The 15504-nt window shown below is 69.0% G+C and carries 16 protein-coding genes; 13 read left to right on the forward strand and 3 right to left on the reverse strand.

Features of this window, described 5'->3' with window-relative positions:
- Window positions 1-150: 150 nt before the first annotated feature.
- Window positions 151-1380, forward strand: a complete 1230-nt coding sequence (locus VV867_RS11200) for an MFS transporter (protein ID WP_275629253.1) — start codon at window positions 151-153, stop codon at window positions 1378-1380.
- Window position 1381: 1 nt separating this feature from the next.
- On the opposite strand, the gene VV867_RS11205 is transcribed toward VV867_RS11200, so the two are convergent.
- The 3 genes from VV867_RS11205 to hpaR form a co-directional block, all read right to left on the reverse strand.
- Window positions 1382-2587, reverse strand: coding sequence for a Bcr/CflA family multidrug efflux MFS transporter (locus VV867_RS11205; protein ID WP_275629252.1), 1206 nt, complete (start codon window positions 2585-2587; stop codon window positions 1382-1384).
- A 392-nt stretch (window positions 2588-2979) separates the two neighbouring features.
- Window positions 2980-3894 (reverse strand): 4-hydroxyphenylacetate catabolism regulatory protein HpaA, encoded by a 915-nt coding sequence (gene hpaA / locus VV867_RS11210; protein WP_328566391.1) that lies wholly within the window; start codon window positions 3892-3894, stop codon window positions 2980-2982.
- A 62-nt stretch (window positions 3895-3956) separates the two neighbouring features.
- Entirely contained in the window at window positions 3957-4379 is a 423-nt protein-coding gene (gene hpaR / locus VV867_RS11215) for a homoprotocatechuate degradation operon regulator HpaR (RefSeq protein ID WP_089394004.1), read from the reverse strand.
- Between the two features lie 278 nt (window positions 4380-4657).
- Between hpaR and VV867_RS11220 the strand changes: the two genes are divergently transcribed.
- From VV867_RS11220 to VV867_RS11275, 12 genes are all read left to right on the forward strand, one after another.
- Window positions 4658-5323: a fumarylacetoacetate hydrolase family protein gene (locus VV867_RS11220; RefSeq protein ID WP_328566392.1), complete on the forward strand. Its 666-nt coding sequence runs from the start codon at window positions 4658-4660 to the stop codon at window positions 5321-5323.
- A gap of 1 nt (window position 5324) precedes the next feature.
- Window positions 5325-6095, forward strand: coding sequence for a fumarylacetoacetate hydrolase family protein (locus VV867_RS11225; RefSeq protein WP_089394002.1), 771 nt, complete (start codon window positions 5325-5327; stop codon window positions 6093-6095).
- A gap of 19 nt (window positions 6096-6114) precedes the next feature.
- Window positions 6115-7575 (forward strand): 5-carboxymethyl-2-hydroxymuconate semialdehyde dehydrogenase, encoded by a 1461-nt coding sequence (gene hpaE, locus VV867_RS11230; protein ID WP_328566393.1) that lies wholly within the window; start codon window positions 6115-6117, stop codon window positions 7573-7575.
- Window positions 7576-7688: 113 nt separating this feature from the next.
- Window positions 7689-8612 (forward strand): 3,4-dihydroxyphenylacetate 2,3-dioxygenase, encoded by a 924-nt coding sequence (gene hpaD / locus VV867_RS11235; protein ID WP_328566394.1) that lies wholly within the window; start codon window positions 7689-7691, stop codon window positions 8610-8612.
- A 10-nt stretch (window positions 8613-8622) separates the two neighbouring features.
- The gene (locus tag VV867_RS11240; RefSeq protein ID WP_089393999.1) at window positions 8623-9015 is read left to right on the forward strand and encodes a 5-carboxymethyl-2-hydroxymuconate Delta-isomerase; all 393 of its coding nucleotides are present in this window, start codon (window positions 8623-8625) and stop codon (window positions 9013-9015) included.
- A 43-nt stretch (window positions 9016-9058) separates the two neighbouring features.
- Window positions 9059-10363: an MFS transporter gene (locus VV867_RS11245; RefSeq protein ID WP_328566395.1), complete on the forward strand. Its 1305-nt coding sequence runs from the start codon at window positions 9059-9061 to the stop codon at window positions 10361-10363.
- A gap of 13 nt (window positions 10364-10376) precedes the next feature.
- Window positions 10377-11180: a 2-oxo-hept-4-ene-1,7-dioate hydratase gene (gene hpaH, locus VV867_RS11250; protein ID WP_109934320.1), complete on the forward strand. Its 804-nt coding sequence runs from the start codon at window positions 10377-10379 to the stop codon at window positions 11178-11180.
- 90 nt (window positions 11181-11270) lie between these two features.
- On the forward strand, window positions 11271-12077 hold the full coding sequence (gene hpaI / locus VV867_RS11255; RefSeq protein ID WP_328566396.1) for a 4-hydroxy-2-oxoheptanedioate aldolase: 807 nt from the start codon (window positions 11271-11273) through the stop codon (window positions 12075-12077).
- Window positions 12078-12282: 205 nt separating this feature from the next.
- A complete protein-coding gene (locus tag VV867_RS11260; protein ID WP_328566397.1) occupies window positions 12283-12723 on the forward strand; it encodes a GlcG/HbpS family heme-binding protein in 441 nt (146 codons plus the stop codon).
- Window positions 12724-12852: 129 nt separating this feature from the next.
- Window positions 12853-14151 carry an NAD(P)/FAD-dependent oxidoreductase gene (locus tag VV867_RS11265; protein WP_275629251.1) on the forward strand — a complete coding sequence of 433 codons (1299 nt, stop codon included), beginning with the start codon at window positions 12853-12855 and terminating at the stop codon, window positions 14149-14151.
- A gap of 36 nt (window positions 14152-14187) precedes the next feature.
- The gene (locus VV867_RS11270) at window positions 14188-14553 is read left to right on the forward strand and encodes a cupin domain-containing protein (protein ID WP_109934324.1); all 366 of its coding nucleotides are present in this window, start codon (window positions 14188-14190) and stop codon (window positions 14551-14553) included.
- 234 nt (window positions 14554-14787) lie between these two features.
- Window positions 14788-15456 (forward strand): response regulator transcription factor, encoded by a 669-nt coding sequence (locus VV867_RS11275; protein WP_275629250.1) that lies wholly within the window; start codon window positions 14788-14790, stop codon window positions 15454-15456.
- The last annotated feature ends 48 nt before the right edge of the window (window positions 15457-15504 follow it).

Below are 15504 nucleotides of genomic sequence, written 5' to 3' on the forward strand. Positions count from 1 at the left end.
TTTCATGGGATTTCCCGGCGCCCGGAAGCGCTGAAATCGGCGCCAGGCCAGGCGCCGCGCGGCTTTCGTTAACATCTAAACGTTCTGACGGAAAATTTCCGCTATGATGGCCGCCTCCCCTCCTTCATCCTTCGCCCGAGCGAGCCGCCGATGTCCGCTTCCCGTTCCTGGCCGAACAGCCTGCGCGCGCTGCGCCACCGCAACTTCCGCCTGTACTTCGCCGGCCACGCGATCTCCACCCTGGGCACCTGGGTCCAGCAGGTGGCGCTGGCCTGGCTGGTCTACCGGCTGACCGGCTCGGCGGCGCTGCTGGGCATCACCAGTTGCGTGGCGCTGCTGCCGCAGCTGTTCATCGGCCCCCTGGCCGGCGCCTGGATCGACCGCCACGACAAGCGCCGCCTGCTGCTCGCCAGCCAGAGCCTGATGGCGCTGCAGGCCGCGGCCCTGGCCGGGCTGACCGCCAGCGGGCTGATCACCCCGGCGCTGATCGTCGGCATGTCGGCGCTGCTCGGGGTGCTCAGCGCCTTCGACACGCCGCTGCGGCAATCGCTGCTCAGCCGCTTCGTCGACGACCGCGCCGACCTGCCCAACGCCCTGGCGCTGAACGCCTCGCTGTTCACCTGCTCGCGCTTCGTCGGCCCGCCGCTGGCCGGGCTGCTGCTGGGGCTGACCAGCGAGAGCCTGTGCTTCGCCCTCAACGCCCTGTCCTACCTGGCGCTGGTGGGCGGCCTGTTGCGGGTGCGCCTGGCGCCCGGGGTGCGCGCCAGCGGCAGCATGGGCAGCGTGTTCCGCGAGGGCCTGGACTACGCCCTGCGCACGCCGAGCGTGCGCCAGCTGATGCTCGGCGTGCTGCTGGTCAACCTCACCGCTTCCAGCTACGCCGCGCTGCTGCCGGTGTTCGCCCGCGACGTCTTCGCCGGCGACGCGCGCACCCTCGGCTGGCTGTGGGGCGCGGCCGGCTTCGGCTCGCTGCTGTCGAGCCTGTTCCTGGCGCAGCACCAGGACCCGGCGCGGCTGCCGCGGATCATCCTGCTTTCCGCCCTGGCCAGCGCCGGCGCCCTGCTGGCGTTCGCCCTCAGCCGCAACCTGCCGCTGTCGCTGGCGGCCATGGCGGTGCTGGGCTTCGGCGTCACGGTGAACAACGTCGGCACCAACATCGTCATCCAGAGCAGCGCGCCGGAGGCACTGCGCGGCCGCGTGGTGTCGATCTACACCGCCACGCGCTTCGGCTTCGACGCCATCGGCGGCCTGCTCGCCGGGCTGCTGGCCGCGCGCTACGGCGGCCCCTGGGCGATGGCGGTGGCCGGCGCCCTGCTGCTGGCCTACTGCGCCTGGCAGGGCCTGCGCCGGGCGGCGCGGGCGGAGGAACAGCCGGCCTAGGTCAGGCGGCTTCCGGCGACGGCTGCGGGGCGTGCCGGCGGGCCAGGAGGAAGGCCAGCAGGCAGCCGAGGCCGGCACAACCGACCACCAGGCACATCGGCCAGGGGCTGCCGTCGGAAAGCGCGCCGACCAGGGCGCTGCAGGCCGCCCCCAGGGCGAACTGCCCGGTGACCGCAAGCCCGGCGGCGGCACCGGCCTCGCGGGGGAACAGCGCCAGCAGGCTGGCCACGCAGTTGGCGCCGAGCAGGCCGGTGACGCTGACGTAGAGCAGCACGCCCGGCACCAGCGCCGGCAGCCCGCCCCAGCCAGCGAAGCCGCAGCCCAGCAGGAGCGCCCCCGACAGCGCGGCCAGGGCAGCGCCGAAGGCGAGCATCCGCTGCGGCCCGAGCCGCCCCACCAGCCGCGCATTGAGGCTGGTGGCCAGGATGATGCCGGCGATGTTCAGGCTGAACAGCCAGGCATAGGCCTGAGGCGAAACGCCGAAATACTCGATGTAGACGAAGGGCGAGGCGGTGATGAAGGCGAACATGCCGCCGAACGACAGGCCCATGCACAGCATGTAGCCCAGCGCCCTGGGCTGCAGCAGGATGCGCCCGTAGGCGCGGAACACCTGCGCCACCGACTGCCCGCGGTGCTCCGCCGGCAGGCTCTCGGGTATCCGCCGGAGCACGGTCAGCAGGCACGCCGCGGCGAAGGCGAAGAGCACGGCGAACACCGAACGCCAGCCGGCGGCCTGGGCCAGCAGGCTGCCCAGCAGCGGCGCCACCAGGGTGGCGAGCATGGTCACCAGGTGCATCAGCGAAAGCACCCGCGCCGACTGCTGCAGGGGGAACAGGTCGCGCACTATGGCCCGCGCCAGCACCGAGGCCGCCGCCCCGCCCAGGGCCTGGAAGAAGCGCCAGGCGATCAGCGCCGAGGCGCTGCCGGCGAACAGGCAGCCGAGGGTGGCCAGCAGGTACAGGCAGATGCCGCCCAGCAGCAGGCGGCGACGGCCGAAACGGTCCGACAGCGGCCCGTAGAACAGCATGCCCAGGCACAATCCGGCGAGGAACAGGCTGATGGTCAGCTGCACCTCGCCGGCGCCGGCCCCCAGGTCGCCGGCGATCAGCGGCAGGCTGGGCAGGTAGGTGTCGATGGACAGGGGCGCGAAGGCGACCAGCGCGGCCAGGGGCAGGATCAGGCGCTGGGGGCGGTCGGGGATGGGCATGGGGGACTCCGGGCATGGGGTGTGGATAACGTTAACAAGTTAACCAATAATCCGAAACCCAAGCATCCTTCCTTGTAGGAGCGAGCTTGCTCGCGAATGGAGTTTCCCGGTGGCCGTGGTGTTTCGGATTGACTCCGCTCCCTCTCCCTAACCCTCTCCCTGAAGGGAGAGGGGACCGTTGGGCAGAGTTGGATGTCATGGTGTTAGCCGGCAACCTCGGCGATATCAGGTTGAAACCATGTTTATCCGCGGGCACGGACAAGCCCCCTCTCCCTTCAGGGAGAGGGCTGGGGAGAGGGTACGGAGCCCACCGAAAGCACCACGGCCACCGGGAAACCCCATTCGCGAGCAAGAACTAGGCGTCCCCCTCGATCCTACGAAAAGCCAAAGCCCTAACGCCAGGCCTCTTCCTTGTCACCCGCCCTGCGCTGGCGGTACTCCCCCGGAGCCATCCCGGCATTACGGGCGAAGAAGCGGCTGAAGTAGGCCGGGTCCTTGAAGCCGAGCTGGTAGCAGATTTCGTTCACCGAGCTGCCGCTGAACAGCAGCAGGCGCCGCGCCTCCTGCATCAGCCGCTCGTGTACCAGGCGCTTGGAGGGCAACCCGGCGACGCGCCGGCAGATGTCGTTGAGGCGCGCCTCGGTGACGCCGATGCGCTCGGCGTAGGCCGCCAGCGGCCAGTGCTCGGGGTAGTGCTGCTCGATCAGCTGGTTGAAGCGCTGGAACAGGCGCAGGTCCTCGCGGCGCATGGGCTGCGCCTTGAGCGAGCGGGCCGAGAGGCGCAGCAGGCTGACGAAGATCAGCCGCACCAGGTCGGCCAGGGCGAGTTCGCGGCCCGGGCGCTCGCCGCGGAACTCCTCGCGCAGCAGGTCGAACAGGCCGTCCAGGCGCGCCACCTCGCCGGCGGAGGTCTCGTCCAGCTGGTCGAAGGCCACGCACACCGGGCCTATGTCCGGTCCGGCGGCCAGGCCCTGCTCCGGCGCCAGCAGCGGCCAGAGCAGTTGCTGGCGCACCGTCAGCACGTGGCCGTCGGCGTCGTTCTCGGTGACGAAGGCGTGGGGGATGGTCGGCGGGGTGAGGAAGAACAGCGGGCCCTGCCGGTGGTAGAGCTGCTCGTCGAGGTAGACGCGCACCGAGCCGCTCTTCACGTAGTGCACCTGGAAGAAGCGGTCGTGGCGGTGCACCGGCATGTTGCGGCCGAAGAAGTCGGCCAGCTTGCCCAGTTCCTCGTAGTGCACCTCGGAATCGCTGTAGCGCAGGTCGTAGACCTGGCCGATGTCGATGTTGGGGATGGGTGCGCGGGCCATGGTGTTACCTACCTGCAGGAGCGAGGGGGACGCCTGGTTCTTGCTCGCTCCTGCGAAGCGCCTCAGGGCTTGATCTTCTTCAGCTCGTCGAGCAACCCCAGCAGCTGCTGCAGCTTGTCCTCGCCGAACTGCTCGAGGATGCGCCGGTAGTTGTTCTCCATGTCGCCGCTCATGGCCACGAAGCACTGCTGGCCCTGCTCGCTCAGGCACACCAGCACGCGGCGCTGGTCGTGCTCGGACTTCCAGCGGCGCACCAGGCCGTCGCGCTCCATGCGCGCCAGCACGCCGGTCATGCTCGGCTTGAGGATGCAGGCCTGCTGCGCCAGTTGGTAGATCTCCATCTCGCCCTGCTGGCGGAGGATGCGCACGATGCGCCACTGCTGCTCGGTCAGGTCGTGCTGGTTGAGCGAAGGGCGGAAGAAGGCCATGGCGGCCTCGCGGGCCTGTAGCAGGGTGAGGGTCAGGGACGGACGCGGCGTGGACATGGAAAGAGGCTACTCGACTGAAAGTAGGAAAGATTTTAACCAGCATAGCCCCTCCCCAGGCAAACCCGGCGAAAGCCCGCCCGGCTTCCTGGCAGCGTCGGTCAAGGCCATGGCAGCGCCGGACAATCCCAACATGTGCATGCCTGCTCCAATGTTCGCAGCGGGATCAGGCCCCGATGGAAGAGGCTTGACCATAGTTAACATATTAACTATAACGCTAACATGTTAACGATAACCGGCCGCCTGCAGGCGGCCGGGAGAAACAGGAGAACCAAGCCATGCGTCGCGCTGTCAGCGAAGCCGCAACGGGCACCCTGTTCGGCGTCGCGCTGAACTACCGGGGCCTGTTGCAGAGCCGGCTGGAGGAATTCCAGCAACCGCCTTATCAGAAGCCGCCGGTCAAGCCGGTGCTGTTCATCAAGACGCCGAACACCCGCAATGGCGACGGTGCGCCCGTGGTCTTCCCGGCCGGCGTCGAGCGCCTGCAGCCGGGCCCGGCCCTGGGCGTGGTGCTCGGCCGCGACGCCAGCCGCGTGGGCGTGGACGACGCCATGGCCTACGTCGCCGGCTACGTCATCGTCAACGAGTTCAGCCTGCCGGAAGACAGCTACTACCGCCCTGCGGTCAAGGCCAAGTGCCGCGACGGCTTCTGCCCCCTGGGCAGCGAAGTCGTCGGCCGCGACGAGATCGCCGACCCGCACGCCCTGCCGGTCCGCCTGCTGGTCAACGGCGAAGTGCGCCAGCAGAACAGTACCGCCAACCTGGTGCGCAGCATCCCGCAGCTGATCGCCGAGATCAGCGAATTCATGACCCTGCACGCCGGCGACGTGCTCATCACCGGCACCCCCGAGGGCCGCGTCGATGTGCGGCCGGGCGACGAGGTGGTGGTGGAGATCGAAGGTCTCGGCCGCCTGGTCAATCACGTGGTGGCGGAGGAAGCCTGAGATGAAACACGCACGCATCCGCTACCAGGGCGAAGTCCACGCGGTCACGGTGGAAGCCGACAACGCCGTGCGCCTGGCCGATGGCCGGCTGCTCGGCGAGCACGAGGTGCAATGGCTGCCGCCGGCCAGCGGGACCATGTTCGCCCTCGGCCTGAACTACGCCGACCACGCCGCCGAACTGGCCTTCAAGGCGCCCACCGAGCCGCTGGCGTTCATCAAGTCCAAGGGCACCTACACCGGCCACAACCAGGTGACCTGGCGCCCCGACGGCGTCGCCTACATGCACTACGAGTGCGAGCTGGTGGCGGTGATCGGCAAGCCGGCGCGCAACGTCAGGCGCGAGGACGCCCTCGCCTACCTGGACGGCTACACCGTCTGCAACGACTACGCCATCCGCGACTACCTGGAGAACTACTACCGGCCCAACCTGCGGGTGAAGAACCGCGACGCCACCACCCCGGTCGGCCCCTGGATAGTCGACGCCGCCGACGTGCCCGACCCGTCGCGGCTGAAGCTGCGCACCTGGGTCAACGGCGAGCTGAAGCAGGAAGGCACTACCGCGGACATGATCTTCGACATCCCCTACCTGATCGAATACTTCTCCAGCTTCATGACCCTGCAGCCGGGCGACATGATCGCCACCGGCACGCCGGAAGGCCTGGCCGACGTGGTGCCGGGCGATGAAGTGGTGGTGGAAGTGGAAGGCGTCGGCCGCCTGGTCAACCGCATCGTCAGCGAGGCCGAGTTCTTCGCGAACCGCGCCCGTACCTAATCGAGACAGAGATACAAGCATGATCAAGCACTGGATCAACGGCCGCGAGGTCGAGAGCAAAGAAGTCTTCCAGACCATCAACCCGGCCACCACCGAGGTGATCGCCGAGGTCGCCAGCGGCGGCGCCGAGGAAATCGCCCTGGCCGTGGCCGCGGCCAAGGAAGCCTTCCCGAAATGGGCCAACACCCCGGCCAGGGAGCGCGCGAAGCTGATGCGCAAGCTGGGCGAGCTGATCGACGCCAACGTGCCCAACCTGGCCGAGCTGGAAACCCTCGACACCGGCCTGCCGATCCACCAGACGCGCAACGTGCTGATCCCGCGCGCCTCGCACAACTTCGAGTTCTTCGCCGAGGTCTGCACGCGCATGGACGGCCACAGCTACCCGGTGGACGACCAGATGCTCAACTACACCCTGTACCAGCCGGTGGGGGTATGCGGGCTGGTCTCGCCGTGGAACGTGCCGTTCATGACCGCCACCTGGAAGACCGCGCCCTGCCTGGCCCTGGGCAACACCGCGGTGCTGAAGATGAGCGAACTCTCGCCGCTGACCGCCAACGAGCTGGGCCGCCTGGCCCTGGAAGCCGGCATCCCGCCGGGCGTGCTCAACGTGGTGCAGGGCTACGGCGCCACCGCCGGCGACGCCCTGGTGCGCCACCCGGACGTGCGCGCCATCTCCTTCACCGGCGGCACCGCCACCGGGCGCAAGATCATGCAGACCGCCGGCCTGAAGAAATACTCCATGGAGCTGGGCGGCAAGTCGCCGGTGCTGATCTTCGACGACGCCGACCTGGACCGCGCCCTGGACGCCGCGCTGTTCACCATCTTCTCGCTGAACGGCGAGCGCTGCACCGCCGGTAGCCGTATCTTCATCCAGGAAACGGTCTACGACCGCTTCGTCGAGGAGTTCGCCGCCCGCGCCAAACGCCTGATCGTCGGCGACCCGCAGGACCCGAAGACCCAGGTCGGCTCGATGATCACCCAGGCCCACTACGACAAGGTCACCGGCTACATCCGCATCGGCATGGAAGAAGGCGCGCGCCTGGTCGCCGGCGGCCTGGAGCGCCCGGCCAACCTGCCGGCGCACCTGGCCCGCGGGCAGTTCGTGCAGCCCACGGTGTTCGCCGACGTGGACAACCGCATGCGCATCGCCCAGGAAGAAATCTTCGGCCCGGTGGTCTGCCTGCTCAAGTTCAAGGACGAGGCCGAGGCCCTGCGCCTGGCCAACGACACCGAATACGGCCTGGCCTCCTACATCTGGACCCAGGACATCGGCAAGGCCCATCGCCTGGCGCGCGGCATCGAGGCCGGCATGGTATTCATCAACAGCCAGAACGTCCGCGACCTGCGCCAGCCGTTCGGCGGCGTGAAGGGCTCGGGCACCGGCCGCGAGGGCGGCGAGTACAGCTTCGAGGTCTTCGCCGAGATCAAGAACGTGTGCATTTCCATGGGCAGCCACCACATTCCCCGCTGGGGCGTGTAGAAAGGCGGCCCGATGAGAGCGGCCGCCAAGGCCGCCTGCATCGCCGGCGTGCAGCCAACAATCACAAGAATCCGGGCGCCCCAGCGGCGGCGCCCCGCACCAGGAGAACCACCATGGGCAAACTCGCTCTGGCTGCCAAGATCACCCACGTTCCCTCGCTGTACCTCTCCGAACTGCCCGGCCCGCGCCAGGGCAGCCGCCAGGCCGCCATCGACGGGCACCGCGAGATCGGCCGGCGCTGCCGCGAGCTGGGGGTGGACACCATAGTGGTGTTCGACACCCACTGGCTGGTCAACGCCGGCTACCACGTCAACTGCGCGCCGCACTTCCAGGGCCTGTACACCAGCAACGAGCTGCCGCACTTCATCGCCAACATGGAGTACGAGTTCCCCGGCAACCCGGAACTGGGGCGCATCCTCGCCGAAGGCTGCAACGCCATGGGCGTGGACGTGCTGGCCCACGACGCCACCACCCTCGGCCCGGAGTACGGCACCCTGGTGCCGATGCGCTACATGAACCAGGACCAGCACTTCAAGGTGATCTCGGTCTCGGCGCTGTGCACCGTGCACTACCTCAACGACAGCGCGCGCCTGGGCTGGGCCATGCGCAAGGCGGTGGAAGAGCACTACGACGGCACCGTGGCCTTCCTCGCCAGCGGCTCGCTGACCCACCGCTTCGCCCAGAACGGCCAGGCCCCGGAATTCGCCGACAAGGTCTGGAGCCCCTTCCTGGAAACCCTCGACCACGAGGTGGTGCGGATGTGGCAGCGAGGCGACTGGCAGACCTTCTGCGGCATGCTCCCGGAATACGCGGCCAAGGGCCACGGCGAAGGCTTCATGCACGACACCGCCATGCTCCTGGGCGCGCTCGGCTGGTCGGACTACGACGGCCAGGGCGAGGTGGTCACGCCCTACTTCGGCTCCTCCGGCACCGGGCAGATCAACGTGGTGTTCCCGGTGACCCCGCAGGACGGCTCGGCGATCCCCGCCGCCCAGGCCTCCAACCCCGCCGGCAACCCGTCCGGCAGCCGCCTCTGAGGACACAGCCATGCCGCACTTCATCGCCGAGTACACCCACAACATCGAGGCCGAGGCCGACCTGCCCGGCCTGTTCGAGAAGGTCCACGCCTGCCTCGGCGACAGCGGGGTGTTCCCGCTGGGCGGCATCCGCAGCCGCGCCGTGCGCCTGGATACCTGGCGCATGGCCGACGGCCAGCACGACTACGCCTTCGTCCACATGAGCCTGAAGGTGGGCGCCGGGCGCGACCTGGAAACCCGCCGGCAGGTGGCCGACGCGCTCTTCGAGGTGATCAAGGCGCACTTCGCCGAACTCCAGGCGCGCCGCCTGCTGGCGCTGTCCTTCGAGATGAGCGAGCTGAACGCCGAGCTCAACTACAAGCAGAACAACGTCCACGCCTTCCTCAAGGGCCAGGCGCTCTGAAGTCCGCCACCCTCCCGGCCACTCGCAGAACAAAGACAAGACCATGAGCACCGCCACCCTATCCCCCGCCGCCCTGCCCGCCGCCAGCGACGCCACCCACGCCCGCGTGGTCTGGCGCCTGATGCCGCTGCTGCTGGTGTGCTACGTATTCGCCCACCTGGACCGCATCAACATCGGCTTCGCCAAGCTGCAGATGAGCGCCGACCTGCACTTCAGCGACACCGTCTACGGCCTGGGCGCCGGGCTGTTCTTCGTCGCCTACGCACTGTTCGGCGTGCCCAGCAACCTGATGCTGGAACGCGTCGGCCCGCGCCGCTGGATCGCCTTCCTGATGGTCACCTGGGGCCTGCTGTCCACCGCCATGCTGCTGGTGCAGAGCGCCGCCGGCTTCTACACCCTGCGCCTGCTGCTGGGGGTGGCCGAGGCCGGCTTCTTCCCCGGCATCCTGGTGTACCTCAACCGCTGGTTCCCGGCGCGCCGCCGCGCCGGCGTCACCGCGCTGTTCGCCATCGCCGTGCCCATGGCCGGGGTGGTCGGCGGGCCACTGTCCGGCGGCATCCTCGAGGGCTTCCACGACTTCCTCGGGCTGCGCGGCTGGCAGTGGATGTTCCTCATCGAGGGCCTGCCGGTGGTGCTGCTCGGCCTGCTGGTCTGGCGCTGCCTGCCGGAGAGCTTCGAGCGCGTGGCCTGGCTGAGCGAGGCGCAGAAGGCCGGCCTGCGCGAGGAGATGCAGGGCGAGGAGCAGCGCAAGCAGATCACCTCCTTCGCCGGCATCCTGCGCGACAACCACGTCTGGCTGCTGGTGGCCATCTACTTCGCGGTGATGCTGGCGGTGAACACCCTGGCGTTCTGGATGCCCAGCCTGATCCACGGCGCCGGCATCGGCTCCGACGGCCGCGTCGGCCTGCTCAGCGCCCTGCCGTACCTGGCCGGCTGCGTGTTCATGATCGCCCTGGGGCGCTCCTCCGACCGCCGCCGCGAGCGCCGCTGGCACCTCGCCGTGCCGCTGCTGCTGGCCGCCGCCGGCCTGGCCCTGACGGGCCTGGCGCCCACCAGCGCGCCGCTGGTGCTGGCCGGGCTGGTGCTCGCCGGCATGGGCGCCAGCGCCGCCCTGCCGATGTTCTGGCAGTTGCCGCCGGCCTTCCTCGGCAACCGCGCCCAGGCCGCCGGCATCGCCCTGATCAGCTCCTTCGGCAGCATCGCCGCCTTCGCCGCGCCCTACTTCATCGGCTGGATGCGCGACACCACCCACAGCTCCAGCCTGGCCCTGTACCTGCTGGCCATCCTCATCGCCCTCGGCGCCGCCCTGGTCCTGCGCACCCCGGCCGCCGTGGTCAACCCCCGCTGAAAGAGACACAGCCATGCTCGACTCCACCCTCATCCAGGAAGCCGCCGCCCGTCTCGACGCCGCCGAGCGTTCGCGCCAGCAGGTGCGGCAGTTCTCCCTCGACTACCCGGACATCGCCATCGAGGACGCCTACGCCATCCAGCGCGCCTGGGTGGCTCGGAAGATAGCCAACGGCCGCGTGCTCAAGGGCCACAAGATCGGCCTGACCTCGCGCGCCATGCAGGTCTCGTCGAACATCACCGAGCCGGACTACGGCGCGCTGCTGGACGACATGTTCTTCGACGAAGGCAGCGACATCCCCTTCGAACGCTTCATCGTGCCGCGGGTGGAAGTGGAGCTGGCGTTCATCCTCGGCAAGCCGCTGAAAGGCCCGAACGTCACCCTGTTCGACGTGCTGGAGGCCACCGAGTGGGTGATCCCGGCACTGGAGATCATCGACGCGCGCATCCAGCAGGTGGACCCGCAGACCAAGGCCACCCGCAAGGTCTTCGACACCATCTCCGACAACGCCGCCAACGCCGGCGTGGTCATGGGCGGCCGCGCCGTGCGGCCCGGCGACATCGACCTGCGGCGGGTGCCGGCGATCCTCTACCGCAACGGCGTGATCGAGGAATCCGGGGTCTCCGCCGCGGTGCTCAACCACCCGGCCAAGGGCGTGGCCTGGCTGGCCAACAAGCTGGCCCCCTACGACGTCACCCTGGAGCCCGGCCAGGTGATCCTCGGCGGCTCCTTCACCCGCCCGGTGGCCGCGGCCCCCGGCGACACCTTCCACGTCGACTACGACCAGCTCGGTAGCATCTCTTGCCGGTTTGTATGAGGTGATGGCTGCAGGCGGCAGGCCATAGGCTGCAGGCGAAGAGCGCTCTGGCCTGAAGCCTGAAGCCTGCGGCCCTTCCAGGAGCTTTCCATGCACATCCCCCTCAATACGTTCAAACAACGCCTGCAATCCGGCGACGCGCAGATCGGCCTCTGGCTCGGCCTGGCCGACCCGTATTGCGCGGAGCTGGCGGCCAATGCCGGCTTCGACTGGCTGCTGCTCGACGGCGAGCACGCGCCCAACGACCTGCGCAGCCTGCTCGGCCAGTTGCAGGCGGTGGCGCCCTACCCGGCGCAGCCGATCATCCGCCCGGTGGTCGGCGACACGGCGCTGATCAAGCAGTTACTCGACATAGGCGCGCAGACCCTGCTGGTGCCCATGGTGGACACCGCCGGACAGGCCGCCGAGCTGGTCCGCGCCATGCGCTACCCGCCGTTCGGCGTGCGCGGCGTGGGCAGCGCCCTGGCCCGCGCCTCGCGCTGGAACAGCATCCCCGGCTACCTCGACGAGGCGGACGCGCAGATGTGCCTGCTGGTGCAGGTGGAGAACCTGGAAGGCCTGGCCAACCTCGACGCCATCGCCGCGGTGGACGGCGTCGACGGCGTGTTCATCGGCCCGGCCGACCTCAGCGCGGCCATGGGCCACCGCGGCAACCCGGGGCACCCGGACGTGCAGGCCGCCATCGAGGACGCCATCGCCCGCATCCAGCGCGCCGGCAAGGCCGCCGGCATCCTCAGCGCCGACGAGAAGCTGGCCCGGCGCTACCTGGAGCTGGGCGCGAAGTTCGTTGCCGTGGGCGTGGACACCAGCCTGCTGATGCGCTCGCTGCGCGAGCTGGCCGGCCGGTTCAAGGGCGGCGCCCAGGCCCAGGCCCCCTCCGCCCCTTCGGTGTATTGAGCCCCGCGCCACCGAGAGGTCGCCTGAGCGGCCGTACGGAAAGTCCTACCAGGCTCCACGGCGGACGGGCAGTCCGCCGTGGGGCCTTTCGTTATCGGCCATGGGAAGCGACGCGGGCCGCCGGCGACGGCCCGATTCCTGGCGCGGGCATAAGTTAATATATTAACTATCATTCGCACGACCGCCCCTCCCTGGAGAACCGCCGATGTCCCACTTCCTTCGCCAGCAGACCAGCCTTACCCTGACCCTCGCCATGCAGGCCCTGCAGGCCGCGCTGAACCGCGCCGAAGAGCTGCAGGCGCGGGTCAGCATCGTCGTGGTCGACGCCAGCGGCCTGCCGGTGCATAGCGCGCACATGGACGCGGCGCCCGCGCCGTCCCGCGACATCGCCCTGAGCAAGGCGCGCACCGCCGCCGCCTTCAACCTGCCCACCCGCGACTGGCAGGCGCGCCTGGAGCGTTGCTCGGACGCGGTGCGCCAGGGCCTGCCGCTGCAACCGGGGCTGGCCCTGTACGGCGGCGGCGAGCCCTTGCGCCTGTCCGGCGAAGTGATCGGCGCCATCGGCGTGTCCGGCGCTTCCGAGGAACTGGACTGCAGCTGCGCCCGCGCCGCCGTCGAGCACGTGCGCAGCCTGCTGCAGGGCTGACGCCGGCCTGTCAGCCCCGGACAAGAAGCCGGGCAGCCTGGATCAAGACAAACAGCGTCGCGCGGGCCCTAATAGGCCATCCGCGCGACGCCAGTCGCACCCCTTTCCCTCCGGTTCCAGGCTGCAGTCATGATCAACATCGAGACCCCCACCTACTACACCGCGACCAAGAAGTACGACCTCGCCTTCCCCTCCCTGGAGGCGGACCTGGAGGCCGACGTGGTCGTGATCGGCGGTGGCTTCTCCGGCATCAATACCGCGCTGGAGCTGGCCGAGAAGGGCATCACCGACATAGTGGTGCTGGAGGCGCGCTACCTCGGCTTCGGCGGCACCGGGCGCAACGGCGGGCAGATCATGGCCGGCATCGGCCACGACCTGGAGAAGATCAGGAAAGACGTCGGCGAGGACGGCCTGCGGCAGATCTTCGAAATCAGCGACATGGGCGCCGACATCATCAAGGAGCGCATCCGCAAGTACGACATCGACGCCGATTTCTGCCACGGCTACGGCTACATGGGCTTCAACGCCCGCCAGGCGAAGACCCTGCGGGCCTGGGAGCGCGAGTTCAAGTCGCTCGACTCGCGCCACGAGATCCGCTACCTGGACGGCTCCGAGGTGCGCCAGATCATCGGCTCCGACGCCTATTCCAGCGCCCTGCTGCACATGGGCGGCGGCCACGTGCACTCGCTCAACCTGCTGCTCGGCGAGGCCAAGGCCCTGGCCGGCCACGGGGTGAAGATCTTCGAGTACAGCCCGGCGCTGGACGTGACCTACGGCGAGCGCATCACCGTGCGCACCGCCAAGGGCTCGGTGAAGGCCAGCAAGCTGCTCTGGGCCTGCGACAGCTTCCTCAACAAGCTGGAGCCGGAACTGCACAAGAGCACCATCAACACCTACGCCTTCCAGATGATGACCGAGCCGCTGCCGGACGAGCTCATCCAGCGCATCAGCCCGATCCGCGGCGCCTACAGCGACATCCGCCCGGTCATCGACTACTACCGCGTGACCAACGAGAACCGCCTGCTGTTCGGCGCCGCCACGCCCTTCATCGAGCACATCCCGCGCGACCTCAAGGCCTGGAACCGCAAGCTGATGCTGAAGATCTTCCCCTACCTCGAGAACGTGAAGATCGACCTCGCCTGGGGCGGCCCCATGGCCTGCAGCCCCAACTTGTTCCCGCAGATCGGCGCCCTGCCCGGCCGCCCCAACGCCTTCTTCGTGCAGGGCTATTCCGGCTTCGGCGTCACCCCCAGCCACATCATCTGCAAGGTGCTGGCCGAGGGCATGAGCGAAGGCTCGGCGCGCTACGACCTGATCAGCTCGGTGAAGCGCATCCGCGTCCACGGCAAGGACCAGGTCCGCCCGCTGCTGCTCAGCGCCGGCAAGACCTGGCACCAGGTGTCCGGCTACTGGACCGGGCGGCGCTGAAGCCTCTTTTCCCTTCACTTGCACAGGAGCAAGCACATGGCACTCACCCCCATCAAGCAAGGCATCACCCTCGACCAACTGGACGCCTGGGGCACGGTGGCCGACCTCGGCTCGGAAATCCTCGAGGGCGAGGTCCGCGCCTTCGGCAAGATGACCGCCGGCGCCCCCACCGACCCGGTCAGCGCGGCCTACTTCGGCACCACCGGCGGCAAGTTCCGCATGACCTACCCGTTCAACGAGCAGGCCACGGTGGTCAGCGGCGAGGTGCGGCTGACCGACGAATCCACCGGCCAGAGCCAGCTGTACAAGGCCGGCGACAGCTGGTTCGTGACCAAGGGCACGGCGGTGCTGTGGGAGGTGCCGGGCGAGGGGTTCGTGAAACACTATTACGCGGTGGTTTGAGGCCTGGTTCGGGAACTTGAAGAGCCCCTCTCCCCAGCCCTCTCCCTGAAGGGAGAGGGGGCTTGTCCGTGCCGGCGTCGACAATAGTTTTAGCCGGCAGCTCTGGAGCTGCCGGCTGACGCTGGAAAACCCAGCCACTCCGAACGGTCCCCTCTCCCTTCAGGGAGAGGGTTAGGGAGAGGGAAACAAGCTCCCCTCAGGCACCTGGCCCCACCCCCACGCAGAACCCAGCCCATGCCCACCCCCGAACACATAGGCCAACGCTGCCTGCACAGCTTCCAGCAACTGGTCCCCAGCACCCGCGCCGCCTTCTACCGCATCGACGCCGACCTGCAGGCCTGCGACTTCCAGTTGCTCGGCATGGGCCGGCAGATGCATGCCGACTACCTCGACCACTACCACCGCCTCGACCCGCTGCAGCCCCGCGCCTGCCTGGCCACCGGGCTGCCGGTGGTGCCCCTGGCCGTGGGCATGGCGCAGCAGCCCGATGCGCAGCGCGAGCGCTACCACGGCTTCCTGCGCCGGCACGGGGTGATCGACGTAGTGGAAGTCATCGCCGCCGACAAGGGCCGCCCGTTGGCCGGGCTTTCCCTGCTGCGGCGCGTCGGCGAGGCGCCCTTCTCCAGCGACGAATTCGACCGCCTGCGGGCCCTGCAGGGGCTGCTGGAGCTGGCCGCCCAGGCCCTGCCGCGCAGCCCCGGCGCCCTCGCCCGGCTCACCCCGCGCGAGCGCGAGATCGCCCTGCTGCTGCGCGACGGCGCCAGCAACAAGGACCTGGCGCGCCAGCTCGGCCTGGGCCTGGCCACGGTGAAGACGCACCTCATCCACCTGTTCCGCAAGGCCGGCGTGGCCAGCCGCACCGAACTGCTGGCGCGGCTGTTCCTGGATCAACCATCCGGTTGATGTTCCGCCCGCGCCACACCACGCAGCATGGAGGCTCCACAGACACAG

The sequence above is a fragment of the Pseudomonas sp. JH-2 genome, assembly GCF_036231725.1.
GTDB lineage: Bacteria > Pseudomonadota > Gammaproteobacteria > Pseudomonadales > Pseudomonadaceae > Pseudomonas > Pseudomonas delhiensis.

Excerpts from the sequence above, each read along its gene's own strand:
- hpaA (WP_328566391.1), bottom strand. The coding sequence starts at position 3,894 with ATGGCCCGCGCACCCATCCCCAACATCGACATCGGCCAGGTCTACGAC.
- VV867_RS11205 (WP_275629252.1), bottom strand. The coding sequence starts at position 2,587 with ATGCCCATCCCCGACCGCCCCCAGCGCCTGATCCTGCCCCTGGCCGCG.
- VV867_RS11220 (WP_328566392.1), top strand. The coding sequence starts at position 4,658 with ATGCGTCGCGCTGTCAGCGAAGCCGCAACGGGCACCCTGTTCGGCGTC.
- VV867_RS11240 (WP_089393999.1), top strand. The coding sequence starts at position 8,623 with ATGCCGCACTTCATCGCCGAGTACACCCACAACATCGAGGCCGAGGCC.
- VV867_RS11275 (WP_275629250.1), top strand. The coding sequence starts at position 14,788 with ATGCCCACCCCCGAACACATAGGCCAACGCTGCCTGCACAGCTTCCAG.
- hpaE (WP_328566393.1), top strand. The coding sequence starts at position 6,115 with ATGATCAAGCACTGGATCAACGGCCGCGAGGTCGAGAGCAAAGAAGTC.
- VV867_RS11260 (WP_328566397.1), top strand. The coding sequence starts at position 12,283 with ATGTCCCACTTCCTTCGCCAGCAGACCAGCCTTACCCTGACCCTCGCC.
- VV867_RS11225 (WP_089394002.1), top strand. The coding sequence starts at position 5,325 with ATGAAACACGCACGCATCCGCTACCAGGGCGAAGTCCACGCGGTCACG.
- hpaI (WP_328566396.1), top strand. The coding sequence starts at position 11,271 with ATGCACATCCCCCTCAATACGTTCAAACAACGCCTGCAATCCGGCGAC.
- hpaR (WP_089394004.1), bottom strand. The coding sequence starts at position 4,379 with ATGTCCACGCCGCGTCCGTCCCTGACCCTCACCCTGCTACAGGCCCGC.
- VV867_RS11270 (WP_109934324.1), top strand. The coding sequence starts at position 14,188 with ATGGCACTCACCCCCATCAAGCAAGGCATCACCCTCGACCAACTGGAC.
- VV867_RS11200 (WP_275629253.1), top strand. The coding sequence starts at position 151 with ATGTCCGCTTCCCGTTCCTGGCCGAACAGCCTGCGCGCGCTGCGCCAC.
- VV867_RS11265 (WP_275629251.1), top strand. The coding sequence starts at position 12,853 with ATGATCAACATCGAGACCCCCACCTACTACACCGCGACCAAGAAGTAC.
- hpaH (WP_109934320.1), top strand. The coding sequence starts at position 10,377 with ATGCTCGACTCCACCCTCATCCAGGAAGCCGCCGCCCGTCTCGACGCC.
- VV867_RS11245 (WP_328566395.1), top strand. The coding sequence starts at position 9,059 with ATGAGCACCGCCACCCTATCCCCCGCCGCCCTGCCCGCCGCCAGCGAC.
- hpaD (WP_328566394.1), top strand. The coding sequence starts at position 7,689 with ATGGGCAAACTCGCTCTGGCTGCCAAGATCACCCACGTTCCCTCGCTG.